We start from the raw sequence: 24,562 nt of genomic DNA on the forward strand, positions 1-24,562 counted from the left end.
GACCGGCAACGGGAAAGACGGCTTTGCGGATCGGTTTCATCGGGGACGGACTAGCGCGCCTGACAGACCGGGAAAAGCGCCCGTTCGCGAAGTTCGGGCCGGCGCGTCCCGATTCCGGACATCTTGCGAGGCCAAAGCCGCGGATGCCATGCGCTTCGCGGTGCCGGCCCCGGTGCTCGGGTGCGAAATGCCGACTATCCGCCCGCCCGCGCCCCTGCTACGCCTTTGATCGCGAGCGGCTGCATCGATGAGGACGCCGTATCGCCGCGACGCCGGTGACGGAGGGAACGGGCTGTGGAAACCATTTGGGACTGGATAACGGTATTTACATTCGCCGGGCTTGCAACGCTGCTCCTGCAGCGCTCGGCCGAAGAAGAGCCCCGCGACCAGCTCTGGCAATATGCGCCCCCCGCGGTTGGTTGCGCGCTCGTCAACTATGTCGGCAACGAAGGCTATCATGCGCCGGCCGCAGTGCTTTTTGTGGGCGTGGTCGTGTATATCTTCAAGGTGCTGAACGTGCCGGTGCCTTTCCTCAAACGATAGGCTCCGCGCGTCGCGATATTCCGCGGCGCTGTAACGAAACTTAACAAACGGGTTTCGGTCCTGTAGAATCAACATCATATCCGGGGGCAACATGCGTCGGGCTGGAGAGCCCGGCACGATCCGATGCTCGCACATATGGAGAGCCGCAATCATCTGCAGTCCGACCGCCGCTATCGAAGCACGCCGTTGGCGGGTGCGGTCCGGCGGCTCGCCCGCCGCCTTCCGGCGGCCGGCCGGCCGGCTGCCACTTGGCGGGGCTCGCGCCCGGCCGGGAAGTGCTGCGCGCCATGGCTAGATCCGGCAGGGATTCGGCGAGCGACTGGCATATCGCACCCGCACCGATCGGCGCCGGCGGCGGTTTCGTCACCGGCATCGACATCGCTTCCGACGGGTCGTTCATGGTTTGTAACACCGACGTCTTCAACGGCTATATCCGCAATGCAGGCGAAGCGCAGTGGCGCCATCTGCTGCGCCAGGACAATCTCGCCGAGGCCGATTACGATCCGCGCCCCGACAATCGCGCGGTGCTGCGCGCGAAGGCGGGCAATGGTGCCAACAACGGAACCTATTGCACCCGGATCGCGCCGTCGGACCCGCGCGTGATCTATACGGCGTGGAACGCCATTCTCTATCGATCAACCGACGCCGGACGGAGCTTTCGCCGCACCGCGCTCCCCCCGAAGGCCTTTCTCTCGGATACGGGGCCCTCGCGCCGCTTCAACCGGTCGATCGACGTGCACCCGCACGATCCGGGCCGTGTGATCGCGGGCACCAATGGCGATGGCTGCTACGTCTCCGAAGACGGTTTTGCAACCTTCCGGCGGCTGGAGCTTCCCGATACCGGAAAAGACTATAGCGGCACGCCGGGACGGTATCTCGTGGCATGGGGAGGCGACGGCAGCGCCTGGGTCCATGTGTTCGGCACCGGCCTGTTTCATGCGCCAACCGGCATCGCCGGACAGTTCCTGTTCGCCGGGGGGCCGGCCACCGCTTCGTGCCTCGTCGTGGGCAAGGATGGCGCAGTGCATGTCTGCGAATTTCGTATCAGCGCCGCGCAGATCCCCGATGCGCTGCATATCCTGCGCGACGGGCAATGGCGGCGTGCGCCCGGGACCAAGAACGCCGACCAGGTCGCCGTCAACCCGTTCGACCCGCAACATCTCGTCTGGGCCAACGAAAATAGCGGTCAATGGTGGCAGAGCCGCGACGGCGGTGCCACCTCGGTCGATTTCGGTAACGAACGGCGCGGTGGCGGCGAGAGCGCGTGGCTCTCGGATAGCGGCAAGGCGGTCTACCCCGCGCAGATCCTGTTCGATCCGCTTCGCGAAGGGCGGTTGTGGATCGCCGAGGGTGTCGGCATCAACTATTGCGACCTGCCCGCCACCACGGCGCAGCCCGTCATATTCCACGACATGAATGCCGGCATTTCGGAATTCGTCGCGACCTGCGGGCTCACCGCCACCGGCAATGCGACCGCGCTCCTCGGCGTCATGGACAAGGGCGTGTGGCGGGTCGGTGACAACGCCAACGACGGCTGGGCCTATTCGCCGCTGCCCGGGCGGCCGGTCAATCGCAGCGCCGTTGCGCATTTGCGCAGCATCGACAATGCCGCCGACGACCCGGCGTTCGTCGTCGGCCTGTTCCAGCAGGATGGCAGCAACGGCTGGTCGGAGGATTGGGGCCGGACATTCACGGCCCTCGCGCCGCCGCCCGGGCAGGCGAACTGGTTGCCGGGTGGCGACTGCGCGGTATCGACACGCGGCAACATCATCATCGCCCAAGGGAACAGCGGCGCGGCCTGGTGGACGAAGACCGGCGGTCGGCGGCCGGAGGACTGGCATCCGGTCTCGTTCGGCGGATATTCGCCGGTTACCGCCTGGATCAACGCCTATTATGTCCACCGCGACTGCCTTGCCGCCGACAAGACGCGGCCCGGCGTGTTCGCGGCACTCGTCAATAACATCTACAAGCGCCCCGACAATGCCGACGCCGTCGGACGCGACATCGCGGGCCTCTGGGTAAATCGCAATGGCGGCGAGGGCGATTGGGAGCAGCGCGTCAAGGGCACGCTCGCGCCACGCGGTGCGCGGCACCACACGCTGAGCCAGTTCTGGCAGGCGCGTCTTGCCTATGTTCCCGGTCACAGCGGCGAACTCCTCTATGCCAATTGCGAAGGCGGGAACGTCCACGACCAGCTGATGTGGCTCAAGGACGATGGCGCCGAGATCATCGGTCTGCCCGCCTATCGTTTGCGGGCCTTCGATTTCGGCATGGCGGCGCCCGGCGCTGACCGGCCCGCGATCTATTTTTACGGGACATTCGACAAGGTCCAGGGCCTCTATGCCAGTTTCGACTGGTTCGAGACCGACCCCGTGCTGATCAGCCGCTTTCCCAACAGCAGCATCGATTATGTCTCCGCGGGGCTGGGCCTCGTCGGCGACATGAACCGCTTCGGCCGTTGCTATCTTGGCTTCGGCGGCAACGGTTGGGTGCGCGCCGACCTGCGTTCGGCCGACCGGAAATCCACCGCAACGCAAAATCCACCTTTGCCGGCTACGGCGGTCCCGGGCGGCAGGCGTGAACATGGATAATCTGCAAGCAAAAGAGGTCAAGGACGATGGCGCGTGGTCTCGCGGCGACGCTCGTCCCGTGCCCCTGCGCCGCTTCCTCTCCTCGGCGCGGGACAAGCGGACGTTCCTTTATTGCCTGTCGCTGCTTCTCGACATTCTCTGTCTCTTTGCCGGTTATATCGTCGCGCTCCAATTGCGTGACGAGCAGTGGCTCGCCGCGGGCGGTCACTCGATCATCTATATCGCGCTGCCGATTTTCGTCATGTTCGAGATCGCGCGCGAAGCGCAGGACGTCGAGACTCTCGCCAATCGGCTGACCGCGATCCAGCGCTCGCTCGGGGCGCTCGGGGCGACCGCGATCGTGATCATCGGCATGGGTTTTCTGTTCAAGGCCGACGACATCTCGCGGCTTGGCCTGGCGGTGACCTTCGGCGCGGCCGCCGTCTTCATCGTCGCGGCGAAAACCGTCCTCGACCTGATCGTGTACAAGATGATGGGGGACGCGGTCGTTTCGACGATCCTCATCCTCGACGGCCTCTCCGCCGATGCAGAGCCGCACGCCGCTGTCGTCGATGTCACGGCCGAAGGCTTGTGGCCCGACCTCGATCGTCCCGACATGATCGACGCGCTGTCGCGCCTGATCGCGCCCTTCGACCGGGTGGTCGTAGCCTGCCGCTTCGATCACCGACCCGCATGGGCGACCTTTCTCAAGGGGCATGATGTCGGCGGTGAAATCCTTCTTGATCGCGACCTTCTCCACGGGGCCGTCGCGATCGGCCAGTATGATGATAGCGATACGATCATCCTTTCGCGCGGTCCGCTGAATCTCATGAACCGAATCCAGAAACGCGCGCTCGACCTCGTGGTGGCGATATTTGCGCTCGTCATCCTGTCGCCGGTGCTTCTTGTTGTCGCCATCGCGATCCGGCTTGAAAGTCCGGGCCCCGTCCTTTTCCGGCAGATGCGGGTGGGGCAGGGCAATCGCCAGTTCCGCATATTCAAGTTCCGTTCGATGCGGAGCGACAGCAGCGATGCCGACGGCAATCAGTCGACGGCGCGAGCCGACGCGAGGATCACAAGAGTCGGACGCATCATCCGCCGGACCAGCATCGACGAGCTGCCGCAACTGCTCAACGTCATCCGCAGCGAGATGAGCATGGTCGGGCCGCGGCCGCACGCGCTCGGGTCGACTGCCGGCAACGAGCTGTTCTGGCACGCCTCGCAGCAATATTGGCTGCGCCACGCCCTGAAGCCGGGGATCACCGGTCTCGCGCAGATCCGCGGCTATCGCGGCGCAACCGAATGTGTCGAGGATCTGGCCCGGCGGGTGCGATGCGACCTTGAATATCTGTCGAACTGGTCGCTGTGGACCGACGTGATGATCATGATCAAGACCATCCGCGTCGTGATCCACAAGAACGCCTATTAGACTCCCGCCGAAACATGTCGCCGCTTGGCGGCCGCTGCGCCGGGGCCGACGCGCCTTCGTCGCGCGCCTGAATTTCTGCCGGTACGGTATTGGCCGGATTGGCAGACGGCGTCTATTCTCCTAGGCATTGCCGATGCGCATCGTCGGGATCCTGCTTGTCCTGCTGTCGATTCCGGCGTTCGTCGCCTGGCTGCGCAGTTACCCGCGCCAGCGCAAATGGGCCTATCTCTGCGTCGGCCTGCTCCCCTTCGTCGTCAGCGCGCTCAATCTCGATGCGGCTCTCATCAACTGGGCAGGCTGGCCCGGCTACGCAAAAGGGATCGTTCTTTCGTTGCTCGACACGCTGGCGCTGGCGATTCTCGTCACGAGCGCCGGCCCCTTCCGCAAGCTACCGCTCGCGGGGGTGTTTCTCTTTTACCTCTTCGCCGTACTGCTGTCGGTTGCCGTGTCGACGCTTCCGATGAGTTCGGCTTTCTATCTCTTCCAGCTCGTGCGCGTTTTTCTCGTCTTCGCTGCCGTCGCCTCGTTCGCCGGCCAGCCGGGCGCCGTGCGATGGTTGTGCTTCGGTCTCGCGCTCGGCGCGACCTTCCAGGCGGTCATGACGATCGACCAGCGAATGTCGGGCGCCATCCAGGCGGCAGGGACAATGGGGCACCAGAATCTTCTCGGGTTGATGTTGCACTTCGTAACGCTGCCCCTCCTTGCGCTGCTTCTCGCCGGCGAGCGAAGCAAGCTGATCATGATGGGCGTCTTCGCCGGGCTCGTCGCTGTCGCCCTGGGCGCGTCGCGCGGTTCGATCGGGTTCGTCGCAATCGGGCTCGCATTGCTCTTCCTGCTCTCGCTCGTGCGCCGGCCGACCCCGCACAAGTGGAAGATCGTCGGGCTCGCCGTGCTCGTCATGGCGGTCGTCGTGCCGATCGGTATTTCGAGTTTCCACGAACGTTTCGCCAGCCGGCCGATCTACGACGGCCCCGACGGCGAGCGGCTTGCTTTCGAGCGCGCCGCGAAGGCGATGTGGAATGATCATCCGATGGGCGTAGGTGCGAACCAATATGTCGTCACCGCCAATGCCGATGGCTATTCGGAGCGCGCGGGCGTGACCTGGAGCTACGCCAGCCGCTCGACCAACGTCCACAACATGTATCTTCTCACCGGCGCCGAACTGGGCTGGATCGGGCTCGCCTCATTGGTTCTTCTCTTCGCCTGGCCGGTGCTGCGCGGTTTGCACTTCGCGTTCCGCTATCGCACGGACCCGCGCGGGGATGTCGTACTCGGCGCAAGCGTCGCCATCCTCGTCACCGCTCTCCACGGCATAGTCGAATGGATATTCGTGACCGGGCACGCGCAATATGTTTTCGCGATCTCGATGGGCATCATCGCGGGGAGCATCAGGCAGCACCGCCGCGACACTGCGGCGAATGCGCGCGCGAAGCGGCGGCGCGCCGTCGAAGCGAGGAAAACGCTTGCCGGGAAAGCATCCGTCGCGCGTGGCTGAGCTCGAGAAACGACCCTCGGCGGCGCTGCCCGCCGCTGCGCGATGGTATTCGGCGCTGCGCCAGGCCGTCGGTTCACGCCGCTCGCTTCTCGGCGCCGCCGGCTGGGTGTCGGCGACCTTCATCGCGCAGCAGGGGCTGCGGCTCGTATCGAATATTGTTCTCGCCTGGCTTCTGGCGCCAGCACTTCTTGGCACGATGCTGCTCATCAACACGCTGCGGACCGGGGGGGAATTGCTCACCGACGTCGGTGTGGGGCAAAGCATCGTCAACAATCCGCGCGGCAACGAGCCGGGATTCTACAATACGGCCTGGACGATCCAGATCCTTCGCGGGCTGCTTTTGTTTGCGCTCGCGATCGCGTTGACGGTTCCGATAGCGCGTCTCTACGACAAGCCCGAATTGCTGATCCTCCTGCCGGCGGTGGCACCGATCTTCATCGTCACCGGTCTGACTTCGCCCGCGCGCTTCCTGCTCCAGAAGCGGCTCGAAGTTCGCAAGCTCGCGCTGTTCGATCTCGCCTCGGCGCTGTTCGGCACGGCGGTTCAAATCGCTCTCGCACTCTATACGCCGACGATCTGGGCGCTTGTCTGGGGACTGCTGATCGGCACAGCGGGCCCCGCAGCCGCGAGTTTTTTCCTCATCGACTGGCGCTCGCACCGGATCCGTTGGGAAAAGGAAGCCGTGACGGCCGTGCTTCATTTCGGCAAATGGGTGTTTCTCTCCTCGCTCATCTATTTTCTCGCCATGAATTTCGACCGGTTATATTTCGCCGATGCCATCCCCCTCGCGCTGCTTGGCGTCTACGGCATAGCGCGAACTTTCGCCGACACGGTCACGCTCCTGTTCCAGCGGATGGGCAGCCTGCTTATTTTTCCCAAGGTTTCAGCGTCGCAGCAGCGGGGCTTCGACCTCCAGCGCGCCATTCGTCCGATCCGGCTGGTCACGCTGCTCGTCGCGGCAACCGGGTTGGCGCTCGCCGTGGCGCTGGCCGACCGCTTCATCTACCTCGTTTATGATGAACGCTATCAGGCCGCGGGCCTTTTCCTGTCGATCCTGCTGGTCGGCAGCTGGTTCGGCATCCTCTCGACAATGGCGGACGCGATGATGATGGGGGTCGGAAAACCGTCCGGCGTCGCCTTCAGCAACGGCGCTAAGCTCGCGGTCATTGCGGTCGCCTTGCCGTTGCTGCTGCCCCGTTACGGCATGAACGCCGCGCTATTGACCTTTGTTCTTGCGGACGCCGTGCGCTATGCCATGCTGGCATGGCGCAAACGCGGTGTTGGTCTCTCTTTTCTCCGGCAGGATGCGGCTTTGACGCTTTTGTTCTTCTTGCTGATCTTCCTGTTTCGCGAAGCGACGATGCTCATCGGCCTGACGGAGGGCGTCGACTTCTGGTTCGCGCAGGCGAGGATGCCGCTTGCCTAGGCACGGCAACATCGGTCTTGTCGCGATCGGGCGCAACGAGGGCGAGCGGCTTCGGCTTTGCCTGGGCTCGGTTCCCGGCGGCATGCCAATCGCTTATGTGGACAGCGCCTCGACCGACGGCAGCGCGGACTTCGCCCGCTCGATGGGAGCGGTGGTGGTCGACCTCGATCTCGCCATGCCCTTTACAGCCGCGCGCGCCCGCAACGCCGGACTCGAGGCGATTCTCGGCGCGTGGCCCGACCTTGAGTATATCCAGTTCGTCGATGGCGATTGCGAACTCGAACCCGGCTGGCTGGCCGCGGCCGAAGCGTTTTTGCGCTCCGACCCGGCGGTGGCGGCGGTATGCGGCCGCCGCCGTGAGCGTTACCCGGAGCGCAGCTTCTATAACCGGATGTGCGACGGCGAATGGAACACGCCGATCGGCGAAGCCGAGGCGTGCGGCGGCGATGCGATGTTCCGCGTCGATGCTCTCGCCGAGGCGAAGGGCTATGATCCCGCGATCATCGCGGGCGAGGAGCCGGAACTGTGCCATCGGTTGCGCGGGCGAGGTTGGCGGGTCAGGCGAATTGACAGTCCGATGACGATCCACGACGCCGATATGCACCGGACGCGCCAATGGTGGATGCGCACGGTCCGCAGCGGCTTCGGCTATGCGCAGGTCTGGCAGAAGACACGGATGGGGAAGGGCGAGCCGCTCTACTTCCGTCAGCTCGCCAGCGCGCTTTTCTGGACTTTCGGGGTGGTCCTCGCCGGATTGCTCGCGGCGCTCGTGCTCGGGCCCGTTGGCTTGCTCGCCGTGCCGGTTATCTGGCTCGTCCAACTGGCGCGCCTTACGCGCCGCGGCGGGTTCGCCTGGGGCTGGCACATGCTCGCCGGCAAGCTCGCCGAGACGAGCGGAATCCTGCGCTATCTGCTGACGCGGATCGCTGGCAGGAAACAAGGCGCGATCTTCTATAAATGAGCCGCATCGCCTATTTGGTCAGCGATTATTATGCGCCCTCTCACACCTTTGTCCGGCGTGAAGTCACCGGACTGCGCGCGCTGGGAGTGGATATTGTCGCGTTCAGCGTCCAGCCCGGCAAGGAAAGCGAGGATGCAGCGGAGGATATCCTCGGTCGCTCCCCCTTCGCCTATGTCGCGGCGCTCGTCTGGGCGTTCTGCACCGGCCCGCGCCGCTTTTTGTCGAGCTGGCTGCTGGCATTCCGCCACCGGCCGCCTGGCGTCAGAGCCCTGATCTGGTCGCAATTTCATTTCGCCGAAGCGATGCTGCTCGCGCGATTGTTGAGCCGCGAGAGCGTCACGCACCTGCACAATCATTTTGCCAATAGCGGCGCCACCGTCGGGCTTGTCGCGGCGGCTTTCGCGCGCCTGCCCTGGAGTCTGACCCTTCACGGCATATCCGAGACCGATTATCCGGCGGGGCTCCTTTTGGCGACAAAGCTCGAGCGCGCCACCTTCGTCGCCTGCGCAAGCTACTTCATGCGTGCGCAGGCGATGCGCATGGTCGCGCCCTCGCATTGGCCCAAGATGACCGTCGTTCGTTGTGGCATCGATCTTGCTCGGCTGCCTCCTGCGGCGCCGCATCGCGAAACCGGACCCGCGCGGATCGTCTGCGTCGGCCGCCTGTCGGCCGAGAAGGGCTATTTCGGGTTGCTCGACGCGCTCGCGGCGATCGCGCCGTCGACCGGCGGCGTCGAACTTGTCATCGTCGGGGACGGACCGATCGCGGCTGCGGTTCGCGCGCGGGCGTGCGAACTCGGTCTTCTCGACCGCATTCGCTTCGCTGGCGCGCGCGACGAGAATGAGACGCTCGCCGAAATCGCACGCGCGGACATCCTGGTCCTGCCCAGTCTCATGGAAGGCTTGCCCGTCGTGCTTGTCGAAGCCATGGCGCTCGGCCGCCCGGTCCTCGCGAGCCGTGTTGCCGGGATTCCCGAACTCGTTGTCGAGGGGCGCACGGGATATATGTTCACCCCTTCCGACTGGGAGGATCTGAGGCAGAAGCTCGCTGTGTTGATCGAGAAGCGGGCCCGCTGGCCGCGTATGGGCCGTGCCGGGCGGAAGCAGGTCGAGGGTGAGTTTCGCTCCGACCAAGCCGCGGAGCGCATGGCCCGGCTGTTCAGGGGCGAAGGCGGATCATGACGATTTTCGATCATTTCGATGCGATCCGGATCGTCAACCTGGCGCAGCGCACCGACCGGCGGCGGGAGATGGACCGCGAACTCGCCCGCGTCGGGTTGGCGGGCGACCCGCGGGTGGCCTATTTCAGTGCGATCCGGCCCGTGGATGCCGGGCGCTTCACATCGATCGGCGCGCACGGCGTGTACCTTAGCCAGAAGATGCTGCTTCGCGAGGCCGCCGCCGCAGGTCGCTCGCTGCTGATCCTCGAGGACGATTGTCTGTTCCTGCCGGGAGCCGCAGACCGTGAATTCGGGAACGACTGGGATATATTCTACGGAGGATATACCGCGTCGGATCCGCAAGAGCTTCTCAAGAGCGATATTCAGGGTGCCCATATGATGGGATTTTCTGCCTTGGGTGCGCGTCTGGTCTCGGAGTATCTTGAACAATTGACCTGCGAGGGTATCCATCCGCCGATCGACGCCGCCTATGTCTGGTTTCGCCGCGCCAATCCCGAAGTGCGCACGACCTTCGCGGATCCGCCGCTCGCCGGCCAGCGGCCATCGCGCAGCGATATCGCCGCGCTGGCCTGGTACGACCGGGTTCCGCTGGTTCGCAGTGCCGCAGCACTGGCGCGGGCCTTGCGAACCGGCCCCAGTTGAGGCGCCCTACCAGAAGCCCGCCGCGTCGCGCTTCTTGAGCCGTTTGTTCGCCTGATACGCCGGCCAGAGATTGAGTATCGTCGCCGCGATCGAAAAGGGTGCGCGCCTGAGCAGCCTGGTCGCACCGATACCGCGCAGATTGTGGAGCCGCCAGGACAGCATCCGCGGCGGGAGCACCCACCGGCGGTCTGCGGCACGGCTCTCGGCGAGCCTGCCGACCCAATCGGGGTCGCCCTCGTTGCGATCACGTATCAGTGGAGAGGCATTCTCGTTATGGCCCCCCGCCCAGAGGAATTCGCACAGCCAGCCATTTACGACGGTGCCGACGATCATGCGCGTTTCGTGACGGAAATAACCGCCGACAGAATGCGCTTCGAAGTAATGGGTGGGCCGCGAAATCTGCGCGATGAGCTCGGGTCGGGCAGGGCGCGAGAAGCCGTCGGTATGGATCATCGCTGACAGTAGCCCGTCCTCGCCCGGCGTCGGGACGGGCAGCCAGATTCTGCGCAGTTCGCTCATTCGTGCGGCGTAGAGCGACCCGTTGATCGCGTGCGGTGCAGGTGACTGGCGCGAGACAAGGAGCGAGAAGCGGTCGACCGGCGTCTTCCTGGGCTTTTTCAGTATATCCTTCACCGGATGCCCCGAGACGGCGAGCAGCGCCGGATCGGTCGTCAGTCTCTCCAGCAGTTCGGCGAGTACGGCTTCGTCGATGAATTCGATATCGGCATCGAGGAACAGGCCGATTTCGACGTCTGGCTCAATCAGCTCATGCACGGCAAGGTTCCACGACCGTGCCTTGCCGCCAAGCGGCGTTTCGTGAATCAGGCTATTCACCGGTCGGCCGGAAAATTGTCTCTGCGCCGCCTCGCGCGCGGTGATCGCCGTGGTATCGGTGCACGCGTTGGCGACGACGACCAACTGGAACCGGTGCGGTTGCGCAAGCAATGTCTGCGCACCAAGCTGCGCTATCAGCGAACCGATCGTCCCGGCCTCGTTCCGCGCGATGATGCAGATGGCGATTTTCACACCGGATGCCCCTAGGTGGCGGACGCGGAGGATGCCCGGAAATATCCCGCATCATCGGTATCGACTTCATACCGTCGGCACATCTCGTCGATGAAGCTGCCCGCGGCCGGTGGGGCGTCACGGAGACCCTGCAAGCGTGAATGCCACATATGAACCGCGATCGTTCGCGGCGTGAGCATGGCGTTCACGCGCTCGGCGGGTTCGTAAAGCGCCAACGCGTCCTTGTAACGCACCGGATAGAATACATCGGGCGGCTGGGCGTGGGCCATCAGCCGATTGCGCTTGATCGCATGCGTGAGCAATCCGGCGCTGAAAGTTCCCCAAGGATAGTCTTCAAGCTCGATCGGACCCTCGCGCCAACGGCGCCAGAGGAACTTGAGGCGATTCTTGGGGCCCCACCAAGGCGGCACCATATTGGTGCGCGGGATCGTCTGCAGATCGCTGACGAGCGCCGAATCCGCCGGGGCGCAGACGACGGCGTTGTTGATCCAGCCTTCGTGCTCGAGCCCGAACAGATACGGGGTCGCGGCGGTCACGGGCCGGAGGAAGATGAAATCCATGTCGACCCAGCAGCCGAGCCCCTTGGCCAGCAGTTCGATACGCCAGAGATTGGCGCCAAGAGCGACCGAGCCGCTGTCGCGATAATACAGCAGCCGTTCGCGCGGCATGACCTCGGCCGCGTTGCGCACATCAGTTCCCCCAGGCACCCCCGCAAGCCCGTCCGGCTCGTAGCTCCATAGTGTGAAATCATGGCCCATCGCCTTCGCCGAGGCGAGGCAAAGCCGTTCCAGATAGTTCAGTCGCGGTCCGACCCATAGCGAATGAAGATGGATGAGCGGCATCGAGATCCTCTGCTTCGGCACGGCTGGACAGAATGAAGCCGGGCGCGCGCCACGCATCGCCCTTTTGGCGGATATAATGACCGCGCGAATTTGCCAAGGCCAACATGGGCTATCCTCGGTGTGCGTATCGGGATGCTGCCAACCAAGTGTGACCGCCGAGCTTGCCGGGGAGCGTTCCGCCTGTCATGCCGGTGGTAACGCGGCACCAGGGGATGAGCATGGCTGCACGGGGAACGTTGCGTCTGGTTCGGGCGCAGGGAGAGGCACTTGCCCGCTTTGCGGGGCGGGCGCTATGGCCCGCGGCCCGGGCGCCGGTCGGACGCGATCCCGCCTTCGACCCCGAAACCCGAAGCTGGTTCACCGGGCAACTCGAGCATATCCGTTCCTATCTCGAATATGGCGCGGGCGCATCCACTCTTCTTGCCGCTGATCGAGGCATTGCCGCGGTCAGCATCGAGAGCGATGCGCGCTATGCCCGGCAAGTTCGCGAGGCTTTGCCGGCCGACCTTGGCAGGCGTATCGTGACGATCGACATCGGAGTGACCGAGGCTTGGGGATATCCTCTCTGGATATTTCCCACCCGGGGAACGCGCCGCCGCTGGCAACGGTATCCGCTCGCCGGACCCGCGCTTTTGGACCGCCTTCCTTCTTTTCCGGAGCTGGTCCTGATTGACGGCCGATTCCGGGTTGCGTCGTGCCTGGCGATGGCGCGCGCCGCCACCGAGAGGGGGGCGATCACGCAAATCCTGTTCGACGATTATTCATTGCGACCGCATTATCATGCGATTGAGGCCATAATCGGCAAGCCCGATAGAATCGGGCGTGCCGCGCTGTTTCGGATCGGGGGCGCGGCGCTCGACCTCAAGGAGCTCGATTCGGGGATCGACGTCGCTCTGCGCGACTATCGCTAGGCCTCGGGCTCGGGGCGATCATAATATCGCCCATATTCGGGGCCGCCGTATCCATAGCCATAGCTGTCACCGAGCCCGCCGCGATAGCGGTTCAGAATTGAACCGATGCACGGCGTTGGCTGCAGCATGGCAAGAACGTCCTGGACATGCCGGCGGGTGGTCTTGCCCGCATCGGCCACGAGGACATAGCCATCGAGTTGCGCGAGGCTGATCATGGCATCGTCGCTGGCGAAGGCCGGAGGCAGGTCGAACAGGATGATCGCCGCCTCGCTTCTTTCGCGCAGCGTCCGGATCATGTGCATGTATCTTTCGCCGGCCAGGAGTTCGGCGGTGTTGCGCGCCCGGCTGACGGCGGGAAAGACCCCGAGCGTCGTTCCCTCGATCCGGCGACCGATCGCGGCGAGATCGTCAATGCTGCCATCGAGAAAGCTGTCGACGCCGCGCTCCGGCGCCAGGCCGATTTCTTCAGCGAGCGAAGCGCGCCTGATGTCGAGATCCACGAGGAATACGGGTTCCTCGACGACGCGCGCGAGCGAACTGGCAAGGTTCATCGACAGAAAGGACTTGCCCGCCGCAGGTGTCGCCGACGTAATGCCGACGAGGCGATGGCCGTCCTCCTTGAGCTTCTTGGCGAAACTTGTGCGCAGGAGATTGAATGGGCGCGCGCGCGCGTCGCGGTTATCGAAGCCGACGATTCGATGCTTGCGGATGACGCTCACGGGCGGCGTGAACGCCGCAAGGTCAGACAACGCCAGGATCTTCGCGTCGCTCGAAAGGGGCAGATCGGCTTCAGCCATGTGTCAACCTTCGGTGCATGGGATATTAACGCTGCGAGCGCGAGGGAAGAAAACGGCGCCATCTGTCGCGCCGGATATTCTTGACTTCGATCACCGGGATGATGCCGAGCGGCGGCGCACCGAGCAGCGCGTTGAGCGCAGCGGGATCGCGGATCGGCCGCAGGAAAAGCTCGATCGCGAGCGCGAGGACTATTCCCGCGCCGAGCCCGCCGAAAACGCCGATCGCGCCGATCAGCAGCCGGTTGGGCCAGCTCGGCTGATCGGGAATAACCGGGGGCTCGACCACCGACAGGCGCTCGGACATCTGCTCGTCCTCGGCCCGCACACCGGCGCGAGCACCCATCAGCTGGTTCTGGACCTGCTCATATTGCGTGTTCACAGCGGCGAGCCGCTGCTGCAACTCGCCGAGCTGCTGCTGGACGAGCGGCGCCTTGGCTTGCGCAGCCAGGCGCGAACTCAGCTGTGCGGTCTCGTTGGCCTTCGCTCCGCGCAAGGCGGCGATCTGCGAATTGTTGAAGGCAATCTGCTCGTCGAGCGTCTGGATCGGCAATTTCTCGCTCGTGTCCTTGGCCAGTCGCTTCGCCTCGGCGAGTGCCTGCTTGGCCAGAATCACGTCGGGATGCGTCTCGGCATAGACGGCACGGGCGGCGGCAAGCCGCTGCTCGGCTCCCGAGACGATCGGATCGCGCTGGTCGCTCGTCTGAGCGAGGTTTCGCTGCTGAATCAGAAGCTGGTTGTCGCGCTGCAACGCCGCGATCTGGACGTCGTAACTGCCGCCGCTGCCTCCGACGATCATCCCGCCGCCGGCCAGCACATTGCCGTTACGAGCGGTGATATCGGCGATCTGCGACTGCAGCGAAGAAATCTGCGCTTCCAGTCCCGCCGACTGGTCGGTCAGGAACTGCACGGTGTTCGCCGCCTGCTCGGCATTGCCGCGGGCATCGAGCTGGAGCACCCGGTCCATCAGATCCTGAGCCACCGCCTGCGTCTGTTCGGGCTGGCTATATTCGAACGCCAGTTCGAACGCGATGGTGCGGTTCTCCGATCCTCCCCCGGGGCTGGTTTCGGCGGGCGTCAATGTGATTGCCGATCGCATCTCGTCCAGGATTTCGGAAAGCGGTGTGCTCTTGCGCTGGCTCGCATAAAGTCCGTGGCGCTCGATGAGCTGGATGAGATCGGGACGGGCCGTGATCTGCTGCCGGATCGCCGCGATCCGACGGTCGATCATATTGCCCGCATCGAGACCGATCACTTCCTTGGGCAGTTGCGGAGATTCCACGAGCATGATGGCATTCGATCGATAGCTTGGCGGAATCAGTATCGCCGCTCCGATCGCGACCACGATGCCGACCACCGCCGGCAGCACGACAAACCACCGGCGCTGCCAGAGGATGGCCGGCAACTGCTGCAGGAAGCTGCCGCCCGATGCTCCCTCGTCGGCAGGCGTATCAAACATGTTATCGTCCACTATCGCGGCTTTCCGAACCTGATCGTCACGCCAACCATGAGCGAATAGTTGGCGCTACGCGGCAGCACATCGTCGAAGATCTTCGAATAGCCCGGAGTTACGGTAAAGGCTATCCGATCATTGATGTCGCGGCTGTATGTCGCCGAAGCGCCCAAAAAGTCGGTTACGCGTACACCCGGCAGACCCACGCCGTCCTCGTTGGTGCGTCCGTATCGGCCCGCCAGCGATATCCGGTCGACCCGGCTCAAGCGTGCGTCGTAGTTCACCGACGCCGTCGTTACCGTCGACACGCCGCCAAGCGCGGTCGGCTGCGCGCTGCGCCCGGCCGATACGCAAAGGCTCCGGTTGGGCGAGCGATCGCAAAGGCCGACGCTCCCGGCAAAAGAGACAAGCTTGCTATGGAATCCGTTGCCCAGCTTGGTGCGGACGTAGGATATTCCCGCATCGGCGACGAGGCTCAGCCGGTCGCTGAGCTGTTGCTGGATGCCCGCTCGTGGCGATATGATGACGCTGTCGCCCGTTCGTCGCCCCAGATAATCGACGGCCATGAGCTGTGTGCTGAGCGTCGCGGTCGTGCGCGGCGAGAGCCTGCGCTGATATCCGAAATGCGTCGAGGCGCTGCGATAGTCGAAACCGACGTCGTTGCCGATATAAGTTCCGTTCAACGTGACGCCGGTGTTCAGCGAACTCACTTCGTCGAGAAGATGCGACAGGCCGAAGCTGGTCCCGACGCTGGTGACGCGCGCCCGCGTCCCCGCGAGCGTCGTGTCGATGATCGGCGGTCCGGGCGGCAGCAGCGGGCCCGGGACCTCGGCCGGACCGCTCGCGAAGAGCAGGCTGTCGTGCGCCGCCGAGCGCACAGTGCGAACGTAGGCGTCGACGCGGACGTCGGTCCGCTCGTCGAGCCGACGCGTCGTCGAAGCCTCGAGACGACCGGAAATGTCGCTGCCGTAGTCACTGAGATATTGGGTTAATCTCAGATCCCCGCCAATACGGGTCTGGCCAAGCTCGTCCTCGACGAACACCGACGGGGAAACGCTCACCGTCGCCGAAGCGGCGGTGTCGCCGTCGCTGTAGAGAAAGGGATTCGTCGCGACGCCACCGCCGACCGAAACATCGACGGTGAATTGCGGCTCCGACTGCGCGAGTGCCATCTGCGGCAAACAGGCAATGACAGCAACGGCAAGGGACGAGGCAAACTTCCTCAACAGGCGAATCCTTTTTTCCATCAGCGGACGATCACAGTATCTCCTGTTTCGATTTGTAAAATATTACCTCCGGCAACATCTTTCGCATCGGTGCCAAGCTTGAACAGCGGGGTCAGCCGCACGCTGAGGGCACTGAGTTGCGCGCCCGACTTGCGGATGATCAGGACATTGTCGAGATTCGCGAACTCGGCCGGCCCGCCCGCCATGCTCAGCGCCTCGAGCACATTGACGTAGCGTCCGGGCGTGAAAGTACCCGGCGATTTCACCCGGCCCATCACCGAAAATTGCATCCCCGACGGCACAACGACCGAGACGGTAACCTGCGGCACGGCGCCGACATACTGCGCGCTCAGCCCGTTCGTGATCGATGCCTCGACCTCGGAGGGCAGATAACCCTGAACCTTGATCTGACCGACGAGCGGAAAGGCGATCGTGCCGTCAGGCAGGACCTTGACCTTTCGTTGCAGTCGTTCTTCACCCCAGACATAGACCTCGAGCTCGTCGCCCGCGTTGATCCGGTAAGTCGATGCCGCGGTGGCGGCAACAGGCTTTCCCGCCGCCGCCGGGCGGGGTGCGTCGACGGGCGAGGGGGCCGGCTGCGCCTGCGCCATCGACGCCATGGTGGCGGCTGCAGCTATCGCCACGGGGAGCCGGATCCTGATCATTGAGAGTACCTTAGAGAGCGGTCGACAGTTAAAGCAGTGTTACTATAAGGTGGGGTATGTTATTTGGCTACCTTGTTAACCCTCGGAATCCGGGCTCCTTGACCCGCTGTGGGACGGTTGGCGGGCGTCTTTGCCGCATGGTGGCGGGCGGACTGCTGTTTGCGGGTGCGATCGCGCTCGGCGGTTGCACGCGATCCGACGCTGCCGCCGCGGCCGATGCAGCGCGCGCGCAGTCGCTTCTCGAACAGCGCCGCGTCGGCGAGGCTCGCATTGCGATCAGGGAAGCAATCGCTGCACGCGACGACGAGCCGCAATATCACATATTGCGAGGCCGGATCGAAATGGCGGCCGACTCGGTTTCGGGGGCCTATGACGCGTATAGCGACGCCATGTCGCTCGATCCCGCCAATATGGAGGCGCTGCAGGCCGTGTCGCAGCTCGGGTTGCAGACCGGCCATTTCCGTGAATCGCTCGAGGCTACCGACGCGATTCTCTCGTTGTCGCCGGACGAGCCCGGTGCGCTCCTCATGCGGGGCCTGCACGCCGTCATCCGCAGCCGTTTTGCCGAGGCCGACGGTTATGCCGATCGCATTCTGGCGCGCGATCCCGGCAACGAGGGTGGGGTCATCCTCAAGGCGCGCATCGCCGTGCGCAAGGGGGCACCGGGCGACGCCCTCGCAGTCCTCGCACCCTATGGTGCGGCGAGGCCGGACACGGTTGGCGTGGCGATGACGCGTCTTGAAGTGTATCGGAGCATGCGCGACGCCGCGGGAATGCGCGAGCAGTTCGCGCGTCTGCGCACGCTCGCACCCGATAATCCCGACCTGCGTCTCGACGAAGCCGATTTCGCCTTCAAGGACGATCGTCCACGCGACGGCGCAGCGCTGATTGTCGGTCTGCTCGCCGATCCCAAAGCGCCCCCCGGCCGGATTGCCGCTACGCTCGCAGTCTGGCGCGAATATCTCTCGCAGGGCCCCGGCGACGCCAGCCTCGAGCCCGTCGCCGCAACCGGATCGACGGCGGCGCGGATCACAACCGCCGAATTTCTCGCCGGCCACGGTCGGATCGCCGGCGCGCGCCAGCTTCTCGCCGGTCTGGACGCCGCAACAAGATCGCCGGTCGACGCGCTTCTCGCTTTGCGGGAGAAGCGTCCGGAGGAGGCGCTGCGGCTCGCCGACACGGTTCTGTCGCGAGACGCCACCCATTGTCTCGCCCTGACCGTGCGCGCGGACATCGTGCTCCAGCAGGGCAGGGCGGCGGAGGCGCTTCGTGCGGCCCAACTCGCCGCCAGCCAGTGTCCCGCGCAGACAGGGGCGTGGATGATCGCCGCAGCCGCCTATGCGCGCCGCGACGATCTGGAGAATGCGCGCCGCATGTGGCGCCAGGGCATCAGCGCAAATTCCCAGAATCCCGACATGTCACGGGCCTATGTCGCCTGGCTGTCGGCCAGCGGGCAAGAGCGCGAGGCGCTCGCCGTCGCCCGGAGGCTGACGCATGAGGCACCGGCCTTGCTCGGAGGCTGGCGGTTGTATCGCGATACTTGCGCGCGGCAGAAACAGGATTGCCTTGGCGCGGCCCAAGCGGGACTGAAAAATGCCTCGACGCTTTACGGGATCGATCCTCTTCCAGGGCAGGCTCCGCCCAACGGTCTCTTCGGGCGGATTGTCACGCGGACGGCTACTTAACGCGCCTTTTACCATCTTTCGCCACCCGGTCTTATCGCCTCGCACGATAGCAGGTCCCCCTCAACTTGGGGATTCGTCATGCCGAGGCTCATCGACAGGACTGCAAAGATCGCCTTTCTGGCCGTGGCGGCGACGTTGCTCACGGGTGCCCAGCCGCGCCTCGGGAATCTCGAATCGCGCTTGTTGGCGAGCCACAATCGCGAGCGCGCGCTCGCGGGAGTTCCGCCGCTGCGCTGGAATGCGGAGCTCGCGCGCGGCGCACAGGACTGGGCCGATCATCTTTCCAGCACGGGCCGGTTCGAACATTCGCCCAATATTCCCGGCCGCCCGCCCGAGGGCGAAAATATCTGGGGGGGGACGCCGGGAGTATTCCGGCCCGAGGCGATGGTCGATCTGTGGATATCCGAGAAAGAGGATTTTGTCCCCGGGGTCTTTCCCGCCAATAGCCGCACAGGCCGGGCCGAGGACGTCTCGCATTACACCCAGCTGATCTGGGGACGATCGGGAGAAATCGGCTGCGGTCTCGGGCAGCGGGGAGGCGAGGAGATCCTGGTGTGTCGCTACAGCGCGCCCGGGAACGTCAAGGGCCGCGATCCGTTCGCACAGGATTGGCAGAAGGCGTTCGTCCGGCGGCCGGCCGCGAATCAATCGAATCTCAAACTCCCGCTGGCCATGTCCGCGGCAGGCTTCGCCGCCGTCTCGTCCGCCTTGATCGAGGGCCGCAATATATTCGATGGCGGATCGGAAGGCTCGCTGCGGTCAAGCGCTCCGGCCAGTTGATCGGCGACGATGCGCGAGGAGGGGAGTGTCTTTCCGTCAAGTGGCGGTGTATCAAGGCTCTCCGGATCGAGGCCGGGGATGTCGCTGATTTGCGGTTCGCCCGAAAACTGTTCCTGACTTACCGCCTGCGTAAAGGCGGAGCGCCGCCCCCAGCCGCCCGTCCAGCGATAGAAGATATGGTGGTCAACCTGGGCGATCTTGGCCAGCGAGGCGGCCCAGTAGGGCACGACATAATCGGCGTGATAATGGGTCGCCATGCCCACGCTCGGCTCGACGCGCCCCGACAGCGCGGCGATAGCTATCCGCCGCGCCGCGTCCCAGCCGGCGCGTGAAGGCTTGCGCGCAAGGCTTCCGTCGCAGGTGAACGTGAACTGGCAACCCGTCTTCCGGTCCGCCCCTTGGTAGACAACGCCGCAGATGCTGTTCGGAAAGGCGGGGTGGCGCGCGCGGTTGAGGACGACCTGCGCGACGCCACGCTTGCCGCTGTCCGATTCCTGCGCCGCCTCGTAATAAACCGCGGCAGTCAGACAATCCATCGCCGAGCGGCGGCCAGCGAATGCCGATGCGGTCAGCGGAACCACGAGCGGTGGCGCCTGTTCGACGGGGGCGGTCGAGAAAGGCAAGGCCGCATTCTCCGCAAGCGCAACATCAGCGCTGAGCGGCTTGTAGGCGAGGGGAGGTGGTGTCGGTGGTCGCGGCGGTGCTGCGGCCGGGCGCCGCGCGATGTCGTCGACCGCCTCCCGGCGCTGTCCGGCGTCCGAAGCGAAAAGCCACCAAGCCGAACATGCGAGACCTGTCGCCGCCAGCAGCGCAGCGATGATCACTCCTTTACTGTGGCGAGCGCGTCGGTTCGATGACTTTGCCTGATCCATCCTCGCGCCCTATATCAAAATCCATCCCGCCGCGGCTATCGCAAACCGCCTGTTCCGTCCCTCGACGGGACATGTCCCTTCGGGATCTGTCCCACACCGATACGGGGTCCCGCGACGGGAGCATTGGCAGACGGCATTCTTTGTTCTATCCGGAGCATCTTCTTCAAGTCATTGGGCATTGAATGGCCACTGCCGCCGATACCAGAATTGCCGCGGGACAACCCGATCCTTTATCGCGGAATGCTCGTTTCGGGACGATTTCGCTCGCTATCGGCCTCCTCCTCTTCAGCATCCCCACGATGATCTTCGTGGTTCGCCAGTCGTGGACCGGCGAAGAGGGCGCGCATGGCCCGATCGTACTCGTCACGGGACTGTGGCTGCTCTTCCGCCGCTGGAAGGAAGTGTCGGATCTGGCACGCGCCGCGCCGTCCGCCAGCGTATGGGCGCTGCTCGCATGTTTCGTCCCGCTGCAGATTTTTGCCCGGATCACGCAGATCGTCGAGATCGAAGGCTATTTGATGTATGCCTGCCTGCTCGTCGTGCTGTACAGCGTGGTCGGTCTCGAGGTCATGAAGCGCCTCTGGTTTCCGCTCTTCTATCTCGCCTTCATTTTTCCCCCTCCCGAAACGCTCGTGGCTTTCGTGACCGTGCCGATGAAAATCTGGTTGTCCGAGGCTGCTATCCGGTTTCTGGACATGTTCGGCTATCCCATCGGCGGGGAGGGCGTGCGAATCTACATCGGACAATATGAACTGCTGGTGGCGGCGGCCTGCTCGGGGATCAATTCGATCATCTCGCTTTCGGCCATTTCACTCTTCTATATCTATATGCGTCACCAGGCGCATTGGCGTTACGCGCTCCTGCTCGTCCTGCTCATCGTGCCGGTCGCGCTGATCGCGAACTTCTTCCGCGTTCTGGTTCTCATCCTGTTGACCTATCACGCCGGCGAAGCGGCAGCGCAGGGTTTCCTGCACAATTTCGCAGGTATACTGATGTTCGCGATCGCACTGTTGACGATCTTCGGGCTTGATCTGCTGCTCAAGCCCTTGTGGGACCGCTACATCGAGCGGGGGAGGGCGTCCGCCCATGACTGAGGGAGCAATCGGCCGCGAAGCGGCGCCTGCCGACCTGTCACGGCGCAACCTGCTCATTGGAATCGCGCTTGCCAGCGCCTCCGGAATCGCCTTTGCCCGGCAACCGGCGGTGGCCAATCCCGTCGTGCCGGAAAAGCTGTTCGAATCCTGGATTCCTCCACGGTTCGGCCGATGGGAAACCGTATCGCAAAGCGGGGTGGTCCTTCCGCCGCCCGATGCGTTGAGCGACCGGCTCTACGACAATCTCGTTACCCGGGTCTATGCGGCGCCCGATTTTCCGCCGGTCATGCTGCTTCTCGCCTATAACAACGCGCAGGACGGCGTATTGCAGGTGCATCGCCCCGAATTTTGCTATCCGGTCGGTGGGTTCGAACTCAGCGAAACGCGCGATATCGCGTTCAAGGCGGGGAAGCAGGCGGTTCCCGCCAGTATTTTCACCGCGACGGCGCCCAATCGGGTCGAGCAGGTGGCCTATTTCACGCGCCTTGGTTCCGCCTATCCGCGCAAGTGGAGCGAACAGCGTCTTGCCGTGATGCGCGCCAATCTGGCGGGGGATATCCCCGACGGCATGATGATGCGCGTTTCGGCGCTCGGTATCGATCAGGAAGAAGCGCAGACGCTGCTCGGCGATTTCTCCCGCCAGTTTATTGAAAATGCCAACCCGCGATTGCAGCGGCTGCTGCTCGGACCGGATTCAGGAGGGTAGATCTATGAACCGCAAGATCAGTTTCACATTCGCCGTCGCCGCGCTTGCGCTTTCGGGATGCGGCAAGGAGGCGACCGGCCAGGTCGCGGCAGTCGTGAACGGCGAGGAAATCACGCTGCAGGAAATCAACGCCGAACTGGGCAGCAAGCCGATCCCCGAGGGCGTCGACAAGAAGGTCGTCCAGCAGGCCGCGCTTCAGCGCATCGTCGAGCGCCGCTTGCTGGCGCAGGCCGCGCGCGATGACGAACTCGACAAAACCCCTGACTATCTGCTGCGCGAACGCCAGTTGCGCGACGCACTGCTTGTCCAGTTGATGGGACAGCGCGCCGAACGTGCGCTGAAAGTGCCCGGTCAGCAGGAAATCGACAAATTCATCGCGGATAATCCGTTGATGTTCGCCAACCGGACGATCCTGACGATCGACCGGATCCAGTTCGCTCTGCCAAGCAGTGCCGACCAGCTCAAGGCGCTCGAAAATGACCATTCGATGGACGCCGTCGCGGCGCGCCTGAGGCAGATGGGGATCGAATTCCGCCGCGACACGCCGCAGATCGATGCCGCGATTCTCGGACCGCAACGCATGCAGCAGATCAGGGCCCTGCCCGAAGGCGAGCCCTTTGTGATCCCCGAGAACGGCGTGGTCACCGTCGGGGTCATCACGAGCGAGCGCGCCGAACCGGTGTCGCCGGCGAATGCGCGTCCGCTGGCGGTACAGGCGCTGCGCAACAGGCAGCTTGCCGCGACGCTTCAGGAACGCCTGAAGCAGAGCCGGGCCGCGGCAAAGATCGAATATCAACCGGATTTCGCGCCACCGGCGGACAAGGCGGCGAGCGCGACGAAGAAATAGGGGTCGAGGGCTGCCCTCGATCGCAGAGATTAGTTCGCATTATCCGGCGCCGCCGCGCCGCGCCGCGTGAGCGCCCGTCAGCAACAGTGCGGGATAGAAGAAAAAGCTGTTGAGCAAGGCGTCGGCGCCAAACAGCAACAGCAGGACGACATAGAGCCGCGCTGGCGCGTCCTCATCGCGGACCGCGCGTTGCAATTGGGCATGGAAGGCGCCGCCCAGCGCGGCAATGAGCCCGATAAGGCCGATAAGGCCGAACTGGCCGAGCAGGAGCAGCGGCAGGCCCCAAGGCCTGGTGCCCGCCTCGCGGAACCAGTCCCACTGCGCATGTCCGGTCAGCAATCGGCTCTGGATGATCGGCAGCGTCTTGAGGTCCTGCCCGATCCGCCATGGGAGCGACTGCCGGCCGGCGGCGCGAAACATGTCGCGTGCCATTTTGCCGGCCGGTGTCTTTTCGGCGAGGTCCCGCAACGGAACGGTCCCGCTGACGTGGAGTCCGCCGAGCAGCAGGACGGCGGCGGCAAGGACCGGAAACAGCCTCCGCATCAGGCCGAAGGCCCCGCGCAGTGTCAGCATGGCGTAGCCGGCGAAGAGGAGGAGAAGCGCGCCGGCCGATTGCGATGCCACCGTCATGGCCAGCAATATCATCGCCGCCGCGCTCCATCCGGCGCGTGGCCTGCCGTCCGTGACTGTGCCGAGGCGCCAGTAAGCGGCGAGCGCCGCGCCCGCGCACCAAATCCCATATTGATTGCCATGTTCGAACAATGCCTGCGGCCGGTATCCGACGTAGCGGTCCGTCCCGTCATAGGCGAACGGATGTGGTCCGAGCAGTGCGGTATGAAGCCGCCATTCCGTCATTCCCTCGGCGATGGCGATTGGCAGGAGCGCCAGCGACAGCAGTGCCAGCGTGCCGGCAAGGCGCTTCGCATCGTCGGCGGTGCGCAGATAGAGCTTTGCTATCAGCCAGGGCAGACCCCATACTCCCGCCAGATAGGCGGTGCTCGCGAACCCGCCGGGATCGGCCGGCCCGACCAGTAGTGCCTGCGCGCCGGGCCAGGCGCAGAACAGGAGGAGGGGGCCATCCACAAGCTTCAGTCGCAGGGTGCGACATCGAGCGCGATCGCACAGAAGCGAGCACATCGTTGCGATCGCCGGTGCGGTCCAGGCTTTGGAGAACCATATGTCGGACGGGAGCGCGCTGCCGATAATCCAGTAAGGCAGAACCGCCGGGTCGCCGCCGGCGGCATAATCGGCCGGGGGGAGGACCAGCCAGCCTCCGAGCAGAACCAGCCAGATCGCGACATCGCGCCGTACGGTACGGAACAGTCCAAGCGCGATGGCTGCCCACATGAGATGGATGACGAGAAACACCGTCAGGGTTTAACCCGCTTCTACGCGGAAAAAAGAGGAAATGGGAA

General features: G+C 64.4%; 21 protein-coding genes and 1 pseudogene. 14 read left to right on the forward strand and 8 right to left on the reverse strand.

Annotated elements, in window-relative coordinates; all coding sequences use genetic code 11:
• Positions 1-294 precede the first annotated feature (294 nt).
• The 8 genes from JHC57_RS08085 (at position 295) to JHC57_RS08120 (ending at position 10,246) form a co-directional block, all read left to right on the forward strand.
• Positions 295-543, forward strand: coding sequence for an XrtV sorting system accessory protein (locus tag JHC57_RS08085; protein ID WP_294029500.1), 249 nt, complete (start codon positions 295-297; stop codon positions 541-543).
• Positions 544-830: 287 nt separating this feature from the next.
• Complete coding sequence (locus JHC57_RS08090; protein WP_294029501.1) at positions 831-3,134, forward strand: hypothetical protein; 2,304 nt, start codon at positions 831-833, stop codon at positions 3,132-3,134.
• On the forward strand, positions 3,127-4,542 hold the full coding sequence (locus tag JHC57_RS08095; RefSeq protein WP_294029502.1) for a sugar transferase: 1,416 nt from the start codon (positions 3,127-3,129) through the stop codon (positions 4,540-4,542). Before JHC57_RS08090 ends, JHC57_RS08095 begins: the two co-directional genes overlap by 8 nt.
• 133 nt (positions 4,543-4,675) lie before the next feature.
• Positions 4,676-6,037 (forward strand): O-antigen ligase family protein, encoded by a 1,362-nt coding sequence (locus JHC57_RS08100; RefSeq protein WP_294029503.1) that lies wholly within the window; start codon positions 4,676-4,678, stop codon positions 6,035-6,037.
• Positions 6,030-7,463 carry an oligosaccharide flippase family protein gene (locus JHC57_RS08105; RefSeq protein ID WP_294029504.1) on the forward strand — a complete coding sequence of 478 codons (1,434 nt, stop codon included), beginning with the start codon at positions 6,030-6,032 and terminating at the stop codon, positions 7,461-7,463. Before JHC57_RS08100 ends, JHC57_RS08105 begins: the two co-directional genes overlap by 8 nt.
• On the forward strand, positions 7,456-8,424 hold the full coding sequence (locus tag JHC57_RS08110) for a glycosyltransferase (protein WP_294029505.1): 969 nt from the start codon (positions 7,456-7,458) through the stop codon (positions 8,422-8,424). The genes JHC57_RS08105 and JHC57_RS08110 overlap by 8 nt, the downstream gene beginning before the upstream one ends.
• Positions 8,421-9,605, forward strand: coding sequence for a glycosyltransferase family 4 protein (locus JHC57_RS08115; protein WP_294029506.1), 1,185 nt, complete (start codon positions 8,421-8,423; stop codon positions 9,603-9,605). Before JHC57_RS08110 ends, JHC57_RS08115 begins: the two co-directional genes overlap by 4 nt.
• Positions 9,602-10,246, forward strand: coding sequence for a hypothetical protein (locus tag JHC57_RS08120; RefSeq protein ID WP_294029507.1), 645 nt, complete (start codon positions 9,602-9,604; stop codon positions 10,244-10,246). The genes JHC57_RS08115 and JHC57_RS08120 overlap by 4 nt, the downstream gene beginning before the upstream one ends.
• Before the next feature lie 6 nt (positions 10,247-10,252).
• Here JHC57_RS08120 and JHC57_RS08125 read toward each other — a convergent pair whose 3' ends face one another.
• Both JHC57_RS08125 and JHC57_RS08130 read right to left on the reverse strand, forming a co-directional pair.
• Positions 10,253-11,272 (reverse strand): glycosyltransferase, encoded by a 1,020-nt coding sequence (locus JHC57_RS08125; RefSeq protein ID WP_294029508.1) that lies wholly within the window; start codon positions 11,270-11,272, stop codon positions 10,253-10,255.
• An 11-nt stretch (positions 11,273-11,283) separates the two neighbouring features.
• Complete coding sequence (locus JHC57_RS08130) at positions 11,284-12,114, reverse strand: hypothetical protein (protein WP_294029509.1); 831 nt, start codon at positions 12,112-12,114, stop codon at positions 11,284-11,286.
• Positions 12,115-12,332: 218 nt separating this feature from the next.
• Here JHC57_RS08130 and JHC57_RS08135 point away from each other — a divergent pair, with 218 nt between their 5' ends.
• A complete protein-coding gene (locus JHC57_RS08135) occupies positions 12,333-13,025 on the forward strand; it encodes a hypothetical protein (RefSeq protein ID WP_294029510.1) in 693 nt (230 codons plus the stop codon).
• Here JHC57_RS08135 and JHC57_RS08140 read toward each other — a convergent pair.
• The 4 genes from JHC57_RS08140 to JHC57_RS08155 are packed head-to-tail and all read right to left on the reverse strand — an operon-like array spanning position 13,022 to position 17,163.
• A complete protein-coding gene (locus JHC57_RS08140; RefSeq protein WP_294029511.1) occupies positions 13,022-13,822 on the reverse strand; it encodes a CpsD/CapB family tyrosine-protein kinase in 801 nt (266 codons plus the stop codon). The genes JHC57_RS08135 and JHC57_RS08140 overlap by 4 nt on opposite strands.
• A gap of 25 nt (positions 13,823-13,847) precedes the next feature.
• Positions 13,848-15,278 (reverse strand): Wzz/FepE/Etk N-terminal domain-containing protein, encoded by a 1,431-nt coding sequence (locus JHC57_RS08145; RefSeq protein WP_294029512.1) that lies wholly within the window; start codon positions 15,276-15,278, stop codon positions 13,848-13,850.
• An 11-nt stretch (positions 15,279-15,289) separates the two neighbouring features.
• Entirely contained in the window at positions 15,290-16,498 is a 1,209-nt protein-coding gene (locus JHC57_RS08150; protein WP_294029513.1) for a hypothetical protein, read from the reverse strand.
• Positions 16,499-16,518: 20 nt separating this feature from the next.
• Complete coding sequence (locus JHC57_RS08155; RefSeq protein ID WP_294029514.1) at positions 16,519-17,163, reverse strand: polysaccharide biosynthesis/export family protein; 645 nt, start codon at positions 17,161-17,163, stop codon at positions 16,519-16,521.
• A 137-nt stretch (positions 17,164-17,300) separates the two neighbouring features.
• Between JHC57_RS08155 and JHC57_RS08160 the strand changes: the two genes are divergently transcribed.
• The gene (locus JHC57_RS08160; protein WP_294029515.1) at positions 17,301-18,848 is read left to right on the forward strand and encodes a tetratricopeptide repeat protein; all 1,548 of its coding nucleotides are present in this window, start codon (positions 17,301-17,303) and stop codon (positions 18,846-18,848) included.
• 78 nt (positions 18,849-18,926) lie between these two features.
• A pseudogene (locus tag JHC57_RS08165) lies at positions 18,927-19,400 on the forward strand (CAP domain-containing protein); the annotation flags it as partial.
• 92 nt (positions 19,401-19,492) lie between these two features.
• Here the strand turns inward: JHC57_RS08165 and JHC57_RS08170 are convergent.
• On the reverse strand, positions 19,493-20,452 hold the full coding sequence (locus tag JHC57_RS08170) for a cell wall hydrolase (protein WP_294029516.1): 960 nt from the start codon (positions 20,450-20,452) through the stop codon (positions 19,493-19,495).
• A gap of 230 nt (positions 20,453-20,682) precedes the next feature.
• Between JHC57_RS08170 and xrtV the strand changes: the two genes are divergently transcribed.
• Genes xrtV through JHC57_RS08185 form a run of 3 tightly spaced genes read left to right on the forward strand, consistent with a single transcriptional unit; the run spans position 20,683 to position 23,147 of the window.
• Positions 20,683-21,594 carry an exosortase V gene (gene xrtV, locus JHC57_RS08175; RefSeq protein WP_294029517.1) on the forward strand — a complete coding sequence of 304 codons (912 nt, stop codon included), beginning with the start codon at positions 20,683-20,685 and terminating at the stop codon, positions 21,592-21,594.
• On the forward strand, positions 21,587-22,300 hold the full coding sequence (gene epsI / locus JHC57_RS08180; protein WP_294029518.1) for an exosortase-associated protein EpsI, V-type: 714 nt from the start codon (positions 21,587-21,589) through the stop codon (positions 22,298-22,300). The genes xrtV and epsI overlap by 8 nt, the downstream gene beginning before the upstream one ends.
• Positions 22,301-22,304: 4 nt before the next feature.
• Positions 22,305-23,147 carry a SurA N-terminal domain-containing protein gene (locus tag JHC57_RS08185; protein WP_294029519.1) on the forward strand — a complete coding sequence of 281 codons (843 nt, stop codon included), beginning with the start codon at positions 22,305-22,307 and terminating at the stop codon, positions 23,145-23,147.
• 39 nt (positions 23,148-23,186) lie between these two features.
• Here the strand turns inward: JHC57_RS08185 and JHC57_RS08190 are convergent, their stop codons facing one another.
• Positions 23,187-24,494 (reverse strand): hypothetical protein, encoded by a 1,308-nt coding sequence (locus JHC57_RS08190; RefSeq protein WP_294029520.1) that lies wholly within the window; start codon positions 24,492-24,494, stop codon positions 23,187-23,189.
• Positions 24,495-24,562: the final 68 nt, after the last annotated feature.

It is taken from the genome of Sphingopyxis sp. (genome assembly GCF_016463645.1).
GTDB lineage: Bacteria > Pseudomonadota > Alphaproteobacteria > Sphingomonadales > Sphingomonadaceae > Sphingopyxis.

Coding starts and splice junctions, on each gene's coding strand:
- JHC57_RS08090 (WP_294029501.1), top strand. CDS start 831: ATGGCTAGATCCGGCAGGGATTCGGCGAGCGACTGGCATATCGCACCC.
- JHC57_RS08095 (WP_294029502.1), top strand. CDS start 3,127: ATGGATAATCTGCAAGCAAAAGAGGTCAAGGACGATGGCGCGTGGTCT.
- JHC57_RS08100 (WP_294029503.1), top strand. CDS start 4,676: ATGCGCATCGTCGGGATCCTGCTTGTCCTGCTGTCGATTCCGGCGTTC.
- JHC57_RS08115 (WP_294029506.1), top strand. CDS start 8,421: ATGAGCCGCATCGCCTATTTGGTCAGCGATTATTATGCGCCCTCTCAC.
- JHC57_RS08120 (WP_294029507.1), top strand. CDS start 9,602: ATGACGATTTTCGATCATTTCGATGCGATCCGGATCGTCAACCTGGCG.
- JHC57_RS08130 (WP_294029509.1), bottom strand. CDS start 12,114: ATGCCGCTCATCCATCTTCATTCGCTATGGGTCGGACCGCGACTGAAC.
- JHC57_RS08135 (WP_294029510.1), top strand. CDS start 12,333: ATGGCTGCACGGGGAACGTTGCGTCTGGTTCGGGCGCAGGGAGAGGCA.
- JHC57_RS08140 (WP_294029511.1), bottom strand. CDS start 13,822: ATGGCTGAAGCCGATCTGCCCCTTTCGAGCGACGCGAAGATCCTGGCG.
- JHC57_RS08145 (WP_294029512.1), bottom strand. CDS start 15,278: ATGTTTGATACGCCTGCCGACGAGGGAGCATCGGGCGGCAGCTTCCTG.
- JHC57_RS08155 (WP_294029514.1), bottom strand. CDS start 17,163: ATGATCAGGATCCGGCTCCCCGTGGCGATAGCTGCAGCCGCCACCATG.
- JHC57_RS08160 (WP_294029515.1), top strand. CDS start 17,301: ATGGTGGCGGGCGGACTGCTGTTTGCGGGTGCGATCGCGCTCGGCGGT.
- xrtV (WP_294029517.1), top strand. CDS start 20,683: ATGGCCACTGCCGCCGATACCAGAATTGCCGCGGGACAACCCGATCCT.
- epsI (WP_294029518.1), top strand. CDS start 21,587: ATGACTGAGGGAGCAATCGGCCGCGAAGCGGCGCCTGCCGACCTGTCA.
- JHC57_RS08185 (WP_294029519.1), top strand. CDS start 22,305: ATGAACCGCAAGATCAGTTTCACATTCGCCGTCGCCGCGCTTGCGCTT.
- JHC57_RS08190 (WP_294029520.1), bottom strand. CDS start 24,494: ATGTGGGCAGCCATCGCGCTTGGACTGTTCCGTACCGTACGGCGCGAT.